The sequence below is a fragment of the Plantactinospora siamensis genome (assembly GCF_042434095.1).
In the GTDB taxonomy this organism is placed as follows: Bacteria; Actinomycetota; Actinomycetes; order Mycobacteriales; family Micromonosporaceae; genus KBS50.
In genome coordinates, this window is the sequence record NZ_JBHLUE010000034.1 from 300,475 (window position 1) to 316,076 (window position 15,602).

The following is a 15,602-nucleotide window of genomic DNA, read 5'->3' on the forward strand; positions in this document are numbered from 1 at the left end:
CACACCGGGCTGACGGGCTCGACTCAGGCGCGCAGGGCGTCCTGCGACGGCTCCTCCTCGCCGCGGTCGGCCGCGAACCCGCGTACGTCGAGCGCGCCGAGCCGGGCCGCGTCGGCGGTGGCGTCGTCGGGCATCCGCTGCGACTGCCGCTCGGCCGCCACCCGGGCCAGGTAGTGCGCCACCTCGCGGGCCCGAACCGCCTCGTCCCAGCCGAGCACGGCGCCCATCAGCTCGGCCGCGTGCTCGGCCGACTCGGTTCCGCGGTGGGCGGTCTCGAAGGAGATCCGGGTCCGCCGGGTCAGCACGTCGTCCAGGTGCAGCGCCCCCTCGGCCCGGGCCGCGTACGTCACCTCGGCGGCCAGGTATTCCGGGGCGCCGGCCAGCGGGGAGGCCAGCAGCGGATCGGCGTCGATCAGCGCGAGCAGGTCCGTGGCGAGGGTGCCGTACCGCTCCAGCAGGTGTTCGAGCACGCCCACCGGGACGCCGTGCCGGCGGGCCAGGTCGGCCCGATCCCGCCACGTCGAGGCGTACCCGTCGGCCCCGAGCAGCGGCAGGTCCGCGGTCCGGGACGGGCGCACGGCGCCCAGCCGGCGGGCGGCCCGGTCCACCACGTCGGCCGCCATCACCCGGTACGTCGTGTACTTGCCGCCGGCCACCAGCACCAGCCCGAGCATCGGCTCCACCACGGCGTGCTCGCGGGACAGCTTCGACGTCGAGTCGGCCTCGCCGGACAGCAGCGGCCGCAGCCCGGCGTACACCCCCTCGATGTCGGCGGCCGTGAGCGGCCGGTCGAGCACGGTGTTGACCTGGTCGAGCAGGTAGTCGATGTCCCGCGCCGACGCCGCCGGGTGGGCCCGGTCCAGCCGCCAGTCGGTGTCGGTGGTGCCGATGATCCAGTGCCCGCCCCAGGGGATGACGAACAGCACCGAGCTGGCCGTCCGGAGGATCAGCCCGGCCTCGCCGGTGATCGCCGAGCGGGGCACCACCAGGTGTACGCCCTTGGAGGCGCGCACCCGCATCCCGGGGCGCAGGCCCACGTCGCCGAGCATCCGGGACATGTCGTCGCTCCACACCCCGGTGGCGCCGATCACCGTGCGGGCCCGTACCTCGAACTCCGCGTCCGGGGCGCCGGCGGGCGCCTCCATGTCCCGGACCCGGACCCCGGTGACCTCCCGGGCCTGCCGCACCAGCCCCACCGCGCGGGCGCTGGTGACCACGGCCGCGCCCTGGCTGGCGGCGGTCCGGGCCAGCGTCACCACGAGCCGCGCGTCGTCCACCTGGCCGTCGTAGTAGCGGATGGCGCCGGCCGTCACGTCCGGGCGCAGGCTCGGGAACAGCCGGCGCGCCCCCTCCCGGGTGAGGTGCCTATGCAACGGCATGCCGCGGCCCTGGCCGAACAGGCCGGCGAACGCGTCGTACGCGGCCACCCCCAGGCCGTAGTAGGCCCGTCGCCACGCCCGGCCGGGGATGCCGCCGGCGCCGGAACCGGCGGGCAGCGGCACCAGGAACGGCACCGGGCGGACCAGGTGGGGCGCGAGCCGGGTGGCCAGCAGGCCGCGCTCGGTCAGCGCCTCGTGCACCAGGTGGAACTCGAGCTGCTCGAGGTAGCGAAGCCCGCCGTGGATCAGCTTGCTGGACCGGCTGGACGTGCCAGCCGCGAAGTCGCGCGCCTCGACGAGGGCCACCTTGAGCCCGCGGGAGGCCGCGTCGAGGGCCGCGCCGGCACCGGTCACCCCACCCCCGATGACCAGCACGTCGAACCGCTCGGCCCGCAACCGGCGCAGGTCGGCGGCCCGCCGGGCCGGGGAGAGCTGGCCGGCGACATTTCGGGAAACGCTCGGATCGCGCACCCATCCACGGTAACCGGCGCTGTCCCGGACGGGTCGCCGGCGACCCGTAGTGTTCGCCTCATGCAGACCGGGTCCGCCCTGCCGCCTTCACCTCCCGGCCACCCGCAGCGGCCGCCGGGGGGCACCGGGGCCGTGGTGGCCGCCGTGTTCGTGGGGCTCTGGGTGGTGGCCGTCCCGGTGGCCGGTCAGGCGTCCGGCTGGCTGCTGGCCCAGGTGCTGCTGATCGAGGGGCTGGCCACGCCGGGCTGGGCCCGACCGCTGCCGGCGGTGCTCGCGGCCCTGCTGGCCGGGGTGCCGGCGCTGCTGCTGGCCCGGCTTCCCCGGTCCGCCGCGGTCCGGGCCACCGGCGGGACCTGGCTGCGCGGCTGCGCGGCGCTCGGCCTGCTCGGGCTGTGCCGGCTGGTTCCGCCGCCGCTGAACGAGACCTACCTGGCCGCGCTGGCCGCCGCGGCCGCCGTCCTGGCCTGGCTCCTTTCCCGGGTACGCCCCGAGCGCCGCGCCCGGCGCACCCCGGCGCCGGCCGTGGCCCCGGCTGAAGCGTCGGGCCCGGCCGCGCCCCGCGCGAAGCGTCGGGCCCGGCTCCGCCCCGGGTGGCCGACCGCTCCGGCCGCGCTGGCGGTGGCGGCAGGGCTGGTGGTGCTGCTGCCGTGGACGCTCGCGGGCGCGCTGGGTGGCGCGCTGGAGACGGTGCTCGCGGTGGCCGCGGCCGCCGCCGTGGGCTGGCTCGGGACCGCCGTCCTCGCCCCGATCCGCCGGCACGGCTTCCGCACCTCCGCCCGCGCGGCATACCCGCCACCGCCGGCCGGCGCGGCATACCCCGCGGGGCCGGCTGGCGCGGCGTACCCGGCGGAACCGGCCAGCGCCGGCGCGGCCGGTCCGGCGTTCACGGTGCTGCTGGCCGGCCTGGTGGCCGGGACCGGACTGCTGCCGCTGGCCGCGGCCACCGGGCAGGACGGGGCACAACTGGCCGAGCTGCTCCTGCTGCCGCCGCTCGGCTTCGCCGCGGCCGCGCTCTGGGTGCTGGCCCGCCGCGCCGGCGTGGGCGCAGCGGCGCCGGTCGGCCTGCTGATCGGTCTCGCGGCGCTCGGGCCGCTGGCGTTCACCGACCCCGAGGAGATCTCGCTGGTGCTGGTCGAGGGCCGGGACGTGCCGTTCTGGGCCGCAGTCGCGGCCGCCGCCTCGCTCGGCCTCGCGCTGCTGCTGGGAGTCGGCTACGGCGCCGGCTCCGCCCGCCGGCGCGCCGTCCGGCCCGCCCGCCCGCTGGCCGCCGCGGCCGCCGCCCTGCTGCTGGTCGGAACCCTCGGGGCGTACGCCGGCGCGGGCCAGCCGGGCCTGCACGGCGAGCGGCTGTTCGTGATGCTGAAGCGGCAGGCCGACCTGTCCGGGGTGGATACCGGGCGGACCGGCCCGGCCGGGCGGATCGAGCGGGCCACCGAGGTCTACCGCGCCCTGGTGAGCCAGGCCGAGACCGCGCAGGCGCCGCTGCGCCGTCAGCTGGACCGGTGGCACCTGCGCTACACCCCGTACTACCTGGTGAACGGGATCGAGGTGGAGGGCGGTCCGGCCGTCCGGGCCTGGCTGTCCCGCCGCCCCGACGTGGACCGGGTGCTGCTGGACCAGAACCCCCGGCCGCTGCCCGCGCCCGTCACGCCGCGGCACGGCTCGGCCGGGCCACCGACCGGCACCCCGTGGAATATCTCGGCCATCGGCGCCGACCGGGTTCGGGCCGAATTCCGGGTGGACGGCTCGGGCATCCTGGTCGGCGGCTCGGACTCGGGGGCCGACCTGACCCATCCGGCCCTCGCCGGCAACTTCCGGGGCGGGGACGACTCCTGGTACGACCCGTGGAACGGCACGACCCGGCCGACCGACGACAACGGGCACGGCACCCACACACTGGCCACGGCGGTCGGCGGCACGGGCGTGGGGGTGGCGCCCGGCGCCCGCTGGATCGGCTGCGTCAACCTCGACCGCAACCTCGGCAGCCCGGCGCACTACCTGGACTGCCTGCAGTTCATGCTGGCGCCGTTCCGCACCGGCGGCGACCCGTTCACCGACGGCCGGCCCGAGCGGGGCGCCCAGGTGCTCACCAACTCGTGGGGCTGCCCGCCGATCGAGGGCTGCAACCCGGGGACGCTGCGCCCGGCCACCGCGGCGCTCGCCACCGCCGGCGTCTTCCTGGCGGCGGCGGCCGGCAACACCGGCCCGCGGTGCGGCTCGATCAGCGACCCGCCCGCGCCGTACCCGGAGGTCGAGACGATCGGGGCCGTCGACCGGAACCGGCGGGTGGCCGACTTCTCCAGCCGCGGCCCGGCGAGCGGTACGGCCGGGCCCGACCGGCCCGACCGGCCCGGCGGCGCGACCGGCCCGGACGGCGGCGCGACCGGCCCGGACGAGCCCGGGGCCGGGGCCGGCAAGCCGGACCTGGTGGCGCCGGGGGCGGGGGTGCTGTCCGCACTGCCCGGCGGCGGGTACGGCACGCTGGACGGCACCTCGATGGCCACCCCTCACGTGGCCGGCGTGGTGGCGCTGATCTGGTCGGCCAACCCGGCCCTGATCGGGGATCTGGCGCGGACCCGGCGCATCCTGCGGGACACGGCCGCCCCGGTGGCGCCTCCGGTCGACGGCGCGGGCGGCGGCAACGGCGGCTGTGCCATCGGACCCGCCGCGAGCGGCGCCGGCCTGGTCGACGCGTACGCGGCCGTCCGCGCCGCGCGCTGAGGAAGCGCGCGGCCCGCCGAGGACACCCGCCGGCCGCCGGGGACGAGCGGCGGACCGGACGTCGACGGCTCGGCGGTAGCCGCGCCGGTCCGGTCGGCCGCCTGCGGCGGCCCCTCAGCCGTACACCGCCTCCGGCCATCTGCCGCCGGGGAGGTTGGAGTGGTCGCCCGTCTGCTCCCTGACCTGCCGGATGTCGTCGGCCATTGCGACGAACCGGTTAATCTCGTCGACCAGCAGGTTCAGGCCGTCGGTGACCAGGTCTCCGACCGAGTCCGACAGTGCGGTGGCGGCAAGCACGATGGTGACCACGCCGGCCGCGTCGGCGATTGCCTGCACAATCTTGCCGACAATCTTTGTGAGGATCTGGCTCATCGTCGTCATGTAATCGACGTTGGACCGGGCGATGCCCATCAGCCATCCGCTGATGAACGCGGCCTTGTCCTTCACATCCTGCAGCGCGGCCTGTTGCTGGCCCTGCTTGGTCCCGTACGCGGTGGCGGCCCCGCCCTGCCAGTAGGCGAGGTTCGCGTCGGCCGGGTTGCCGGCGGTGAACGCCAGGTCGGACAGCGGCGACTGCACCTGGTCGAGCCAGTGGAAGCTCGTCGTCATGAGCGACAGGACCGGCGTGCAGTGATCCAGCACGTAGTTCGCCTTGCCCGCTATCTCGTCGATCCGCTTACGCGCGGTCTCGATGTTGTCGTTGACCCATTGCCCGATGGCCGGCTGGGCAATCTGCAGGGCAATCCTGATGCCGGCGGTACTGGTTTCGAACTCGCCGAACTTGGAATTGACCGAGTGCAGTGCGGTACGGACGCTCTCGGTGGCCTTGTGGAAATCTCCTTCCATCTGCTTGACATCCGTGGTGCTGACCTGACCCGTGGGCGGCGTCACGACAGGCTCTCCTCATACTCGGACCCATCCGGCGGCCGCGCCGGCCGGGAGGCGCCCTCGCCCTTGAGATCGGGGGCGTGACCGCCCCCACCACGCAGGTCCGCTCCGCCCGAGCCGGCGGCCGGGATCGGTGGCACGCTGTAGATCTTGTTGAGATCGGCCGAGGCGCCGTGGTCCGCCGACTCGTACGAGTCGGCGGCCCGAATCAGCGCCCCGTCCAGCTGGTGGAACTCCGTCTCACCGCCGCCGAGGACCGACACCATGAAGCCCTGGATGTCGTTGTAGGCGTTCGAATGTGGCGCCACGGTGAACCCGGTCGGCTCGGCCACATAGAAGGCCGACTGCCAGAGAGTGAGCGCCGCGGCGCTCCGCTTGACCGTACCCATGTCGTTGCCCATGCCGCCCCACTTGCCGGCCTCCTTGCGCAGCGCGGGCGTGACGACACTGACGTGGTCATCGTCGGCCATCAGGTCCCCCCTCGTTGCGGCCGGCGCTCTGCAGGGCCAACTGCGCGTCCCGGGCGAGGTCCACAGCGGACGGTCGAGGACCCCGGCCCAGCCGTACGGTCACCCCGCTGACCTGCCGCCCGGCCAGGACGGCCCCGACCAGGCCACGCGGCCCGAGCTGCGTCCGCTCGCCCGGCTCGGCGGGCGGTTTGAACCGCTCCAGCCGTTCCAGCTCAGCGGTCGTCTCCGCCAGCTGGTATTCGGTGGCGCCGAACCACTCGGCCAGGCTCATCCGGGGTCGATCCGCCGCGTCCCTCGCCAGCTCTCGGAGGTCCGGCTGGGCCTCTCGGGGGGCGGCGGCCGTGGCCGTGTTGTACACCGCCACCGCCGCCTGCAACTCCGCCGCGCGATACGCCTCGAAGATCGAGGCCCCGAGATCGCCGGGCCCGATCCGCTCGGCCCATCTCGGTTCCAACCGGACGTCCAGCACCCGGCCACGTTCGTCCACCCGCACCGACGCCACGCCGGCGGCGTCCCTGCCCTCGTATGGTGGGCCGGATGGCCGATCCGGTCCCGGTCCGGCGACGTCCCGGGCGGACGGCGCCCGATTGCCTAACCGGCCCATCAGGCTGGCCGTCGATCGTGAATTGTCGGTCATCCAGGTTCCCATCCCCGACGTACGGGCGACTCGGCGGCCAACGGCCGGCAACTGAGCCGAGCCCGCCCTCGTTCGGCCGCCGGAGCGAGGATCGGCGAGGGTCCCGACCGGATCAATACCATCGGGCTGGATGTGCACGGTGGTGTACGACGGCCACGAGCTGACCAGCGGTATCCTTCGGCTGTGCACAATGGCCGGAGACAGCCGGACCGGCCGGTGTCCGGGCCTCTCCCCGAGGCGCTGCGCGAGCTGCGCCTGCGATCCGGGATGACGCTTCGGCAACTCGCCGCCCGGACCGGCTACTCGGCCAGCGCGCTGTCCGCCGCCGAGACCGGCCGCCGGGTCCCGAGCTGGGCCCTGACCGAGACGGTCGTGACCGCCTGCGGCGAGCATTCCGAGGATTGGCGTCACAAGTGGTGGGGCGTGCCGCGAGCCGACCCGGCGCACCCGGCGCCCGCGCTGCCTCCGGAGCCGGTGGCCGACGGCGCCGATCCCCGCCGCTGTGGCTGCGAGGAGGACGCCGTCACGGTGCACGCCCGAAGCGTGTTGTGGGACCAGCATGTGGAGGACGGATACGTCAACATAAACCTCGGCGTCGTCGAGCTGCGCTACTCGGCGCGGCGCGGCGCCGCCTGGGGCCGCTTCACCGGCACCAGGGCCTTCGACCACCTGGCCACCACCCGGCTGGCCGAGGTGACCGCGCGGATACACCGCGCCGAGGACAACGCCCGGCAGGAGTACCGCTCCCGGTACGTCTTCGACGTGCTCTGGGGAGACGTGCTCGTCACCCGGGGAGCCACCCTGTGGGCCGGTGTGCTGGTGCACTTCGCTGGACGAACCGTGGGGATCGGTCGAACCGATCCGATTCGGCTGCCCTGAGGGCCACCGAGTGCGGAGGCGGCTCCGCGACTTCGTGCTGTTTGGCAAGCCAATCGACGGCAGAACGGCCGAAACGCCGATCGCCGGTGGATAGCCCGGTTCGGCCGCTGGCCCCCCGGTCCGCCCCTACCGTGAGGTGGGGAGGTGGCAGCCATGGCAGCGAGCGAGGAAACCGGCGGCGAGCCGGGCGTACCCGAGCCCACCGGCCCGCCCGCGGAGGCCGACCGGATCGACTTCGGCGACCTGGCCCAGCGGGCCGAGCTGGACGGGCCGGACCTCGACCCACCGGTCGAACCGGTGGAGCTGGTGGACGCGCCCGTGCCGGCGGCCGACCCGCCGAGCCGGGGCGGCCGGCATCGCGGATCGGGCCGGTCGGCGAGGTGAGCCGGACGGATCAGGGGCGGGCCGCTCGCGCGACCCGCCCCTGATTGACTACGTGGAGTCTGGACTCAGAAGTCCATGTCCCCGCCACCCGGCGCCGCCGGGGCGGCCGGGGTCTTCTCCGGCTTGTCCGCCACCACGGCCTCGGTGGTCAGGAACAGCGCCGCGATCGACGAGGCGTTCTGCAGCGCCGACCGGGTCACCTTGGCCGGGTCGATGATGCCCGAGGAGAGCAGGTCGACGTACTCGCCGGTCGCGGCGTTGAGGCCGTGACCCGGGTCGAGGTTGCGAACCCGCTCCACCACGACGCCGCCCTCGAGGCCGGCGTTCACGGCGATCTGCCGCAGCGGGGCGTCCAGCGCGATCTTCACGATCTGCGCGCCGGTCGCCTCGTCACCGGTCAGGTCGAGCTTGTCGAAGGCGCTCTTGCCGGCCTGCACCAGCGCGACGCCACCACCCGGGACGATGCCCTCCTCGACGGCCGCCTTGGCGTTGCGCACGGCGTCCTCGATGCGGTGCTTGCGCTCCTTCAGCTCGACCTCGGTGGCCGCGCCAACCTTGATCACCGCAACACCGCCGGCCAGCTTGGCCAGGCGCTCCTGCAGCTTCTCGCGGTCGTAGTCGGAGTCGCTCTTCTCGATCTCGGCGCGGATCTGGTTGACCCGGCCGTTGATCTGGTCGGCGTCGCCGGCGCCCTCGACGATGGTGGTCTCGTCCTTGGTCACCACGACCTTGCGGGCCCGGCCCAGCATGTCGATGCCGACGGCGTCCAGCTTGAGGCCGACCTCTTCGCTGATGACCTGGCCACCGGTGAGGATGGCGATGTCGGTCAGCATGGCCTTGCGGCGGTCACCGAAGCCCGGCGCCTTGACGGCGACCGACTTGAAGGTGCCCCGGACCTTGTTGACGACCAGGGTGGCCAGGGCCTCGCCCTCGACGTCCTCGGCGATGATGGCCAGCGGCTTACCCGACTGCATGACCTTCTCGAGGATCGGCAGCAGGTCCTTCACCGACGAGATCTTGCTGTTCACGATCAGGATGTACGGGTCGTCGAGGACGGCCTCCATACGCTCCGGGTCGGTCCAGAAGTAGGGCGAGATGTAGCCCTTGTCGAAGCGCATACCCTCGGTGAGCTCCAGCTCGAGGCCGAAGGTGTTGCTCTCCTCGACGGTGATGACGCCTTCCTTGCCCACCTTGTCCATCGCCTCGGCGATGATCTCACCCACGCTGGTGTCACCAGCGGAGATGGAGGCGGTGGAGGCGATCTGCTCCTTGGTCTCGATGTCCTTGGCGAGCTTGGACAGCTCCTCGGACACGTTCGCGACCGCGGCCTCGATGCCCCGCTTCAGGGCCATCGGGTTCGCGCCGGCCGCGACGTTGCGCAGGCCCTCGCGGACCAGCGCCTGCGCCAGAACGGTCGCCGTCGTCGTGCCGTCACCGGCCACGTCGTCGGTCTTCTTGGCGACCTCCTTGACCAGCTCGGCGCCGATCTTCTCGTAGGGGTCCTCGAGCTCGATCTCCTTGGCGATGCTCACACCATCGTTGGTGATGGTGGGAGCGCCCCACTTCTTCTCGAGCACGACATTGCGGCCCTTGGGACCGAGCGTCACCTTCACGGCGTCGGCGAGCTGGTTCATGCCCCGCTCGAGGCCGCGGCGCGCCTCTTCGTCGAACGCGATCATCTTGGCCATACGGCGTTGTCCTCCTGGACGCTCAACGGCCGCCCGGGTCCGTGGGACCCGAACCTGCCGCCTGACTACGCACCTTCGGACGTCACTACCTGGCGACAGTGACGTCCGCCGGCCGGGCGGACAGCCCGCGACGACCGGCCATGTGCCGCGCCGCCCTCCAGCGCCGCGACCGTGGCCCTACCGCCCCGACCATTGGCACTCACATGGTGCGAGTGCCAATCCCTTGTTTAGCACTCTCACCCGGCGAGTGCAAGCGCCTCCGGGATCGGTCAGCCCAGTTCCTCGGCCAGTCGGGCGGTGTTCACCGGCGCCTCCTGGGCGCGCTGCTCGGCGTACGTGATCAGGAGCCCCACCAGGACGACGAGGTAGATCGGCACGGAGAGCGCGCTGGTGATCAACGCGGTGCCGACGTACCCGGGCGACAGCGCCGGCAGGCCGTCCGCGGTCGCACCGCCGAGCGCTCTGCCGGCGGCCTGGATCATCGCGATCACCAGGCTGCCGGCCACCGCCAGCCCAACCACCGTGGCGACCCGGCCCAGGACCATCCCGAACCGGGCATGCACCATCCCGAACGACCGACCGATCGGGTTTCCCCGCTCAAACAGGAAGATCGGGCCCGCCATGCTCAGCGCGAAGCCGAGATAGATGCCCGGCAGGACACACGCGCAGGTGCCGGCCACGGCGATCAGGCTGGCGAGCAGGTACCAACCCCACAGGCCCGCAGCGCGGCGCAGCCCGTACCGGAAGGCCAGGCCGAGCGACACCGGCCGGCCGGCGGCCTGCTGGGTGACCAGCCACGCGCCGCCGGCCCAGCCGACCGCCTGGAGCACGCTCAGCAGGAGGGCCGCGCCCAGGACGATCCCCTCGTACGCCAGGAGGCCGCCGAACATCCGGCCGAGCGCGTCGGGATCCTGCTCGCCGGCCGTGACCGTCAGCGTGTGCGGGGCGAAGGCCGCCGACAGCAGGCTCAGCACCAGGGCCGGCAGTCCCGCCGTGATCAGGAGCAACAGCGCCAGCGAGCGCCAGCCCCGCCGCACCGCGCCGACGCCCCGGTCAAACCACCCGGACATTCCGCCGCCGGGCGGGTTGACCAGCGGGTCACTCGGGTCGTACCCGGCCGACCAACCCGCCGGGTACGACCAGCCGGCGGGGTACGGCGAACCCGCGGGCTGCTGCGGCCAGCCGCCGGGGTACGACCACCCGGCGGTCGGCGCGTCGGCCGGCTGCTGGCCGGCGCCGGCCGCGGGCCAGCCCTGCTGCTGCGGCCAGCCGCCGGGGTACGACCACCCGGCGGTCGGCGCGTCGGCCGGCTGCTGGCCGGCGCCGGCCGCGGGCCAGCCCTGCTGCTGCGGCCAGCCACCCTGCTGCTGGGACCAGCCGGGCGCGGCGGGCGGCTCACCGGACGCCGCCGGCGACTGACCGCCGGGCGGGGGCTGGCCGCCGGGCGGGGGCTGGCCGCCGGGCGGGGGCTGGCCGCCGGGCGGGGGCGCGCCAGGGTCAGCGGCGGGCGGACCCGGAACGGTTGGGTCGCCCGGATCTGGACGGTACGGGTCGGATGGCTCGGTCACCGGGGCTCCTCAGCGACGGCGGCGGACGACGGCCATGATCATGCAGGATGGGCTGGCCGTGCCGCAGCCCCGGGAGACGTGCCGCAACCCCAGGGGGAGCTCGCCGGAACCGGTTCAGGCGATGAGACGGACCTGCTCGGCCTGCGGGCCCTTCTGGCCCTGCGCGATCTCGAACTCGACGCGCTGCCCGTCATCAAGGGCCTTGTAGCCGTCCATCTGGATCGCGGAGAAGTGGACGAACACGTCCTGCCCGCCGTCGACCGCGATGAACCCGTAGCCCTTTTCGCTGTTGAACCACTTCACGGTGCCCTGTGCCACGGTGCACTTCCTCACTCCGATGATGCGGGTCCGGGTGGACCCCCGGCCCGGCATGCGCCGGCCCGAGTCGCCGGCCGATGGACCCGTGGCGGGCCATCGAAAGCGGCAACCGAAATCGCACGCTACACGAGGCGTGACGACCGCGCACTACCCCAAAACGGGCGCTGGCCCCCCGCTCCGGCACCGACCGCTGCGGGCAGCGACGGCACACGGCGATCGATGTCCGGGACCGGTCCCATCCATGGGACCAAGGGTGGATGGGCCGCCAGCGCCGACCGTTCGGGGCCCGCCAACCCGACCGGTCAGACCCCGGTCAGACGCCGCGCGCCGGACCGGCCGGTCCGGCATCCTTCCACCGTGGACGGCCGCGCCACGGGCCACCGCGGACACCGCAGGCGCCGCAGGCACCGCGAGCCACCGTCGGCACCGCGAGCCAGCGTCGGCACGGCGGGCCACCGTCGCCACCGTCGGCACGGCAGGCCACCGTCGCCACCGCGGGCCACCGTCGTCATCGCGAGCCACCGCGGGCCCATTCGGGTTGCCGTCCTCGGCCGGCAGCGGGTAGGCATGCGTCATGACGAGCGCTCGAGCCACGCGCCGGCCGTCCCACCCGTACCGGTCCGGCACGCCGGCGCGGCACCCCGGCCACGCGGACGGCCGCGGGCGGCCGGCCGGCGGGCCGGCGGCGCCGGGGTTCCCGATCGTGCGCCGGGTGGCCGCGGCCGACGCCGCCCGGATGCGGGCGCTCCGGCTGGAGATGCTGGCCGACTCGCCCCTCGCCTTCCTGGAGACGGTCGCCCAGGCCGCCGCCCGGCCGCACGCCGAGTTCGCGGCCCGGGTCGCCGAGTGCGCCACCGGACCCCGCCGCGGCCAGTTCGTGGCCGACGCCGGCGGGCGGCTGGTCGGGCACGCCGGCGGGACGGTGGCGCCGTACGACCCCAACCTCACGGTGATCTTCGCCGTCTACCTGACGCCGGCCTGGCGCGGCAGCGGGCTGCTGGGCGAGCTCGTCGAGGCGGTGGCCGCCTGGTCCCGCGAGTGCGGCCGCTCGGACCTGCTGCTGGAGGTGGTGGTGGGCAACGACCGCGCGGTCCGGGCGTACGAGCGGTTGGGATTCACCGACACCGGGGTACGCGCCCCGCACCCCACCGTGCCCGTGCTGACCGAACTCCAGATGCGCCGCCCGGCCTGAGCGCCGGGGCGAATGGATCCGGCCAACGCTGACGGAAGGTGGCAGGGACGGGACATAGCCTCCCCGGCCATGGACAACACCTTTGACTGGTTCACCGGCGAATGGACGTCCCGGCAGCGCCGGCTACGCTCGCCGCTGACCGGGACGGACGAATGGTACGAGTTTCCCGGCACCCACCGCTGCTGGTCCGTGCTGGACGGCCGGGGGAACGTGGATGAGGCGAGGTTCCCCAGCCAGGGCTGGGGCGGGCTCACGCTCCGGCTGCACGACGCGGACCGCGACGAATGGTCGATCTACTGGGCCAGCAGCCGGACCGGCCTGTCGCTGCCGCCGGTGGTCGGCCGCTTCGACGAGGCCGGCCGCGGCGAGTTCACCTGCGACGACGTCTTCGCCGGCCGCGCCATCCGGGTGCGCTACCTGTGGATCGACATCACCGGTACGACGGCCCGGTGGGAGCAGGCGTTCTCGACCGACGGTGAGGCGAGCTGGGAGACCAACTGGGTGGCCGACTTCACCCGCACGGGATGACCGCCGGTTAAGAGGACCAGCCGTTAAGAAGGGGCCCCTCCTATACCGAAAGCGATAAGAAGGGGCCCTTCCTTACGCTCAGGCGTGGCGGCGGCTCTGCACGATGCGGAACCGGTTGGCCACGTACGCCCCGTCGGTGAGGGCCGCGTTCGCGGCCGGGTTCGCGCCGCTGGCGTGGAAGTCCGAGAACGCGGCGGACTGGTTCACGAACACCCCGCCGGTGAGGTTGCAGGACAGGTGCACGCCCACGTCGACGGCCGCCTTCTCGGCGGCGTCCAGCACGGCCGGGTCGGTCGAGTAGACGCTGGCGGTCAGCGCGCCCTGCCGGCCCACGGTGTCCCGGAAGATCTCGAGGCTGTGCTCGGTGGAGTCGGTGCCGATGACGAACGAGATCGGGCCGAACCACTCCCGGTCGTACGTCTGCCCGGCGTCCGCGCCCAGCTTCACGATGGTGGGGGTGCGCACCACGGCCTTGGGGAACTTCGGGTGCTCGACCGTGCGCGACGGGAGCACCGCCTCGCCGACCCCGGCCACCTCGTCCAGCCGCCGCAGCACGCCCTCGTTCACGATGGCGCCGGTCAGCTCGACGCCGCGGGCCGGGTCACCGGTCAGCTTGCCCACCGCCGCCGCGATCCCCTGGGCGACCTCGTCGAGGCTCTTGTGGCCCTGGTCGGTCTCGATGCCGGCGGCCGGCACGAGGATGTTCTGCGACGTGGTGCACATCTGTCCGCTGTAGAGCGTCAGGGTGAAGCCGAGGTTGCGGCACAGCCCGGCGAAGTCGTCGGTCGAGTCGATGATGACCGTGTTCAGGCCGGCCTTCTCGGTGTAGACCGCCGCCTGCCGGGCGTTGGCCTCCAGCCAGTCGCCGTACGCGGTCGACCCGGTGAAGTCCACGATCTTGACGGCGGGGTCGGTGGCCAGGGTGGAGGCGAGCTTCTCGTCCGGCGCCTCGGCGGCCAGCAGCACGAGGTTCGGGTCGAACCCGGCCTCGGCGAGGACCTCCCGGGCGTACCGGACGGTGATCGCCAGCGGCAGCACGGCCAGCGGGTGCGGCTTGACGATCACCGGGTTGCCGGTGGCCAGCGACGCGAACAGCCCCGGGTAGGAGTTCCAGGTCGGGAACGTGTTGCAGCCGATCACCAGGCTCACGCCCCGCGGCACCACGTGGTAGGTCTTGACCATCCGCAGCGGGTCGCCCTTGCCGGCCGGCTTCTCCCAGTCCGCGGTGCCGGGGTGCCGGGTCATCTCGGAGTACGCGTACGCCACCGCCTCCAGCGCCCGGTCCAGGGCGTGCGTCCCGCCGGCCTGGAAGGCCATCACGAACGCCTGCCCGCTGGTGAACTGCACCGCGTTGGCCAGCTCGAAGACGTGCTTGTGCAGTCGGTCGAGGATCTCCAGGCAGACGCCCACCCGCGCCTGCGGACCGGCGTCCCGCCACGCCGGCAGCGCGGCCGTGGCGGCGGCGATCAACTCGTCCGGGCCGGCGTGCGGGTAGCGGACCGCGAGGTCGACGCCGAACGGGCTGGCCTCGGTGGCCACCCGGTCCGCCGTGCCGGGCTGGTCCAGCGGGAAGTCCGCACCGAGATACGCCTGGAACGCCGCCTCGCCGTCGGCGGCGGCGGTTTCGCCGTACACCCGGGGGCTGGGCGACTCGGGGTAAGCGGACCAGTAGCCGCGCTCGCTGATGGCGTGCAGGGCCCGGTTGAGGGTCTCGGCATGCGCGGCGTAGAGGGGATGCGGGGTCTCCGTCATGCCCGCCATCATGCCACCCGAAGGAGGGGCCCCTTGTTATCGCATTTTGTATAGGAAGGGCCCCCTCCTAACCGCCCTGTCCGGTCACGCAGCCGACAGCCGGCCCGGTCGGGCGGGCGCATGCTGGTGGCATGCCACCCAGCCCGCACCGGGTACGGACCGTCGCCACCTGGGCGAACGGCACCACGCTGGTCGGCCTGGCGGTGGCCGCCGCGACCCGGACCCGGCGCCACCGGACGGCGTACGGGGTGTTCATCGCCGGCGACTACCGCGGACCGTTGCCCAGGCAGGAGTGCTTCACGGTCGGCTCGGTGATCTTCACCCGACAACCGGCCGACTGGCTGCTGCATCCCGACCGGGCCGAGCTGCTGGGCCACGAGACCCGGCATGTCGGGCAGTACGCCCGGCTCGGCCCGCTCTTCTGGCCGGTCTACTGGGCCGCCTGCGGCTGGTCGTACGCGCTCACCGGCGACTACGGCGCACGCAACGTGCTGGAACGGCGGGCGGGCCTGACCGCCGGCGGCTACCGCGACGTCCCGCTGCGCCCCTGGGCCGCCCGCGTCGGCCGGTCGACCTCGTCGATCATGGAGTTGTGGCGGCCGCGACGGGGACAGGGAAACACCGATCCCCCACCATGACTCCATGATCGACCGAACCGGGCGGAGGCCGGGCGGGGCAGGCGGGGGCCGGGCGGAACCCGGGCGGGGACCGGGCGGGGACCGGGCGG

General features: G+C 74.0%; 14 protein-coding genes. 6 read left to right on the top strand and 8 right to left on the bottom strand.

Annotated elements, in window-relative coordinates; all coding sequences use genetic code 11:
• Positions 1-23: 23 nt before the first annotated feature.
• Positions 24-1,850: a glycerol-3-phosphate dehydrogenase/oxidase gene (locus ACFFHU_RS30480; protein WP_377343954.1), complete on the bottom strand. Its 1,827-nt coding sequence runs from the start codon at positions 1,848-1,850 to the stop codon at positions 24-26.
• Positions 1,851-1,910: 60 nt separating this feature from the next.
• Here ACFFHU_RS30480 and ACFFHU_RS30485 point away from each other — a divergent pair, with 60 nt between their 5' ends.
• Entirely contained in the window at positions 1,911-4,571 is a 2,661-nt protein-coding gene (locus ACFFHU_RS30485; protein WP_377343955.1) for a S8 family serine peptidase, read from the top strand.
• Positions 4,572-4,685: 114 nt separating this feature from the next.
• Here ACFFHU_RS30485 and ACFFHU_RS30490 read toward each other — a convergent pair whose 3' ends face one another.
• From ACFFHU_RS30490 to ACFFHU_RS30500, 3 genes are read right to left on the bottom strand one after another with little or no spacing between them, the layout of a single operon-like run.
• The gene (locus ACFFHU_RS30490) at positions 4,686-5,462 is read right to left on the bottom strand and encodes a hypothetical protein (protein WP_377343956.1); all 777 of its coding nucleotides are present in this window, start codon (positions 5,460-5,462) and stop codon (positions 4,686-4,688) included.
• Positions 5,459-5,929, bottom strand: a complete 471-nt coding sequence (locus ACFFHU_RS30495) for a hypothetical protein (protein ID WP_377343957.1) — start codon at positions 5,927-5,929, stop codon at positions 5,459-5,461. The genes ACFFHU_RS30490 and ACFFHU_RS30495 overlap by 4 nt, the downstream gene beginning before the upstream one ends.
• On the bottom strand, positions 5,916-6,416 hold the full coding sequence (locus tag ACFFHU_RS30500; protein WP_377343958.1) for a hypothetical protein: 501 nt from the start codon (positions 6,414-6,416) through the stop codon (positions 5,916-5,918). The genes ACFFHU_RS30495 and ACFFHU_RS30500 overlap by 14 nt, the downstream gene beginning before the upstream one ends.
• A gap of 366 nt (positions 6,417-6,782) precedes the next feature.
• Between ACFFHU_RS30500 and ACFFHU_RS30505 the strand changes: the two genes are divergently transcribed.
• Positions 6,783-7,445 (top strand): helix-turn-helix domain-containing protein, encoded by a 663-nt coding sequence (locus ACFFHU_RS30505; RefSeq protein ID WP_377343959.1) that lies wholly within the window; start codon positions 6,783-6,785, stop codon positions 7,443-7,445.
• 153 nt (positions 7,446-7,598) lie between these two features.
• On the top strand, positions 7,599-7,829 hold the full coding sequence (locus ACFFHU_RS30510; RefSeq protein WP_377343961.1) for a hypothetical protein: 231 nt from the start codon (positions 7,599-7,601) through the stop codon (positions 7,827-7,829).
• Between the two features lie 65 nt (positions 7,830-7,894).
• Here the strand turns inward: ACFFHU_RS30510 and groL are convergent, their stop codons facing one another.
• The 3 genes from groL to ACFFHU_RS30525 form a co-directional block, all read right to left on the bottom strand.
• Complete coding sequence (gene groL, locus ACFFHU_RS30515; protein WP_377343962.1) at positions 7,895-9,517, bottom strand: chaperonin GroEL; 1,623 nt, start codon at positions 9,515-9,517, stop codon at positions 7,895-7,897.
• A 269-nt stretch (positions 9,518-9,786) separates the two neighbouring features.
• Positions 9,787-11,085 (bottom strand): hypothetical protein, encoded by a 1,299-nt coding sequence (locus ACFFHU_RS30520; RefSeq protein ID WP_377343963.1) that lies wholly within the window; start codon positions 11,083-11,085, stop codon positions 9,787-9,789.
• 114 nt (positions 11,086-11,199) lie between these two features.
• Positions 11,200-11,403, bottom strand: a complete 204-nt coding sequence (locus ACFFHU_RS30525) for a cold-shock protein (protein WP_203864050.1) — start codon at positions 11,401-11,403, stop codon at positions 11,200-11,202.
• Positions 11,404-11,977: 574 nt separating this feature from the next.
• Between ACFFHU_RS30525 and ACFFHU_RS30530 the strand changes: the two genes are divergently transcribed.
• Positions 11,978-12,595 carry a GNAT family N-acetyltransferase gene (locus ACFFHU_RS30530; protein ID WP_377343964.1) on the top strand — a complete coding sequence of 206 codons (618 nt, stop codon included), beginning with the start codon at positions 11,978-11,980 and terminating at the stop codon, positions 12,593-12,595.
• A 69-nt stretch (positions 12,596-12,664) separates the two neighbouring features.
• Positions 12,665-13,123: a hypothetical protein gene (locus ACFFHU_RS30535; protein WP_377343966.1), complete on the top strand. Its 459-nt coding sequence runs from the start codon at positions 12,665-12,667 to the stop codon at positions 13,121-13,123.
• Between the two features lie 78 nt (positions 13,124-13,201).
• Here ACFFHU_RS30535 and paaN read toward each other — a convergent pair whose 3' ends face one another.
• Entirely contained in the window at positions 13,202-14,875 is a 1,674-nt protein-coding gene (paaN, locus tag ACFFHU_RS30540; RefSeq protein ID WP_377343967.1) for a phenylacetic acid degradation protein PaaN, read from the bottom strand.
• Positions 14,876-15,006: 131 nt separating this feature from the next.
• Between paaN and ACFFHU_RS30545 the strand changes: the two genes are divergently transcribed.
• A complete protein-coding gene (locus tag ACFFHU_RS30545; protein ID WP_377343968.1) occupies positions 15,007-15,513 on the top strand; it encodes a hypothetical protein in 507 nt (168 codons plus the stop codon).
• The last annotated feature ends 89 nt before the right edge of the window (positions 15,514-15,602 follow it).

Bases quoted from the DNA above. Each gene is read 5' to 3' on its own strand.
- ACFFHU_RS30485 (WP_377343955.1), top strand. From the start codon at position 1,911: ATGCAGACCGGGTCCGCCCTGCCGCCTTCACCTCCCGGCCACCCGCAG.
- ACFFHU_RS30495 (WP_377343957.1), bottom strand. From the start codon at position 5,929: ATGGCCGACGATGACCACGTCAGTGTCGTCACGCCCGCGCTGCGCAAG.
- ACFFHU_RS30510 (WP_377343961.1), top strand. From the start codon at position 7,599: ATGGCAGCGAGCGAGGAAACCGGCGGCGAGCCGGGCGTACCCGAGCCC.
- groL (WP_377343962.1), bottom strand. From the start codon at position 9,517: ATGGCCAAGATGATCGCGTTCGACGAAGAGGCGCGCCGCGGCCTCGAG.
- ACFFHU_RS30530 (WP_377343964.1), top strand. From the start codon at position 11,978: ATGACGAGCGCTCGAGCCACGCGCCGGCCGTCCCACCCGTACCGGTCC.
- ACFFHU_RS30535 (WP_377343966.1), top strand. From the start codon at position 12,665: ATGGACAACACCTTTGACTGGTTCACCGGCGAATGGACGTCCCGGCAG.
- paaN (WP_377343967.1), bottom strand. From the start codon at position 14,875: ATGACGGAGACCCCGCATCCCCTCTACGCCGCGCATGCCGAGACCCTC.
- ACFFHU_RS30545 (WP_377343968.1), top strand. From the start codon at position 15,007: ATGCCACCCAGCCCGCACCGGGTACGGACCGTCGCCACCTGGGCGAAC.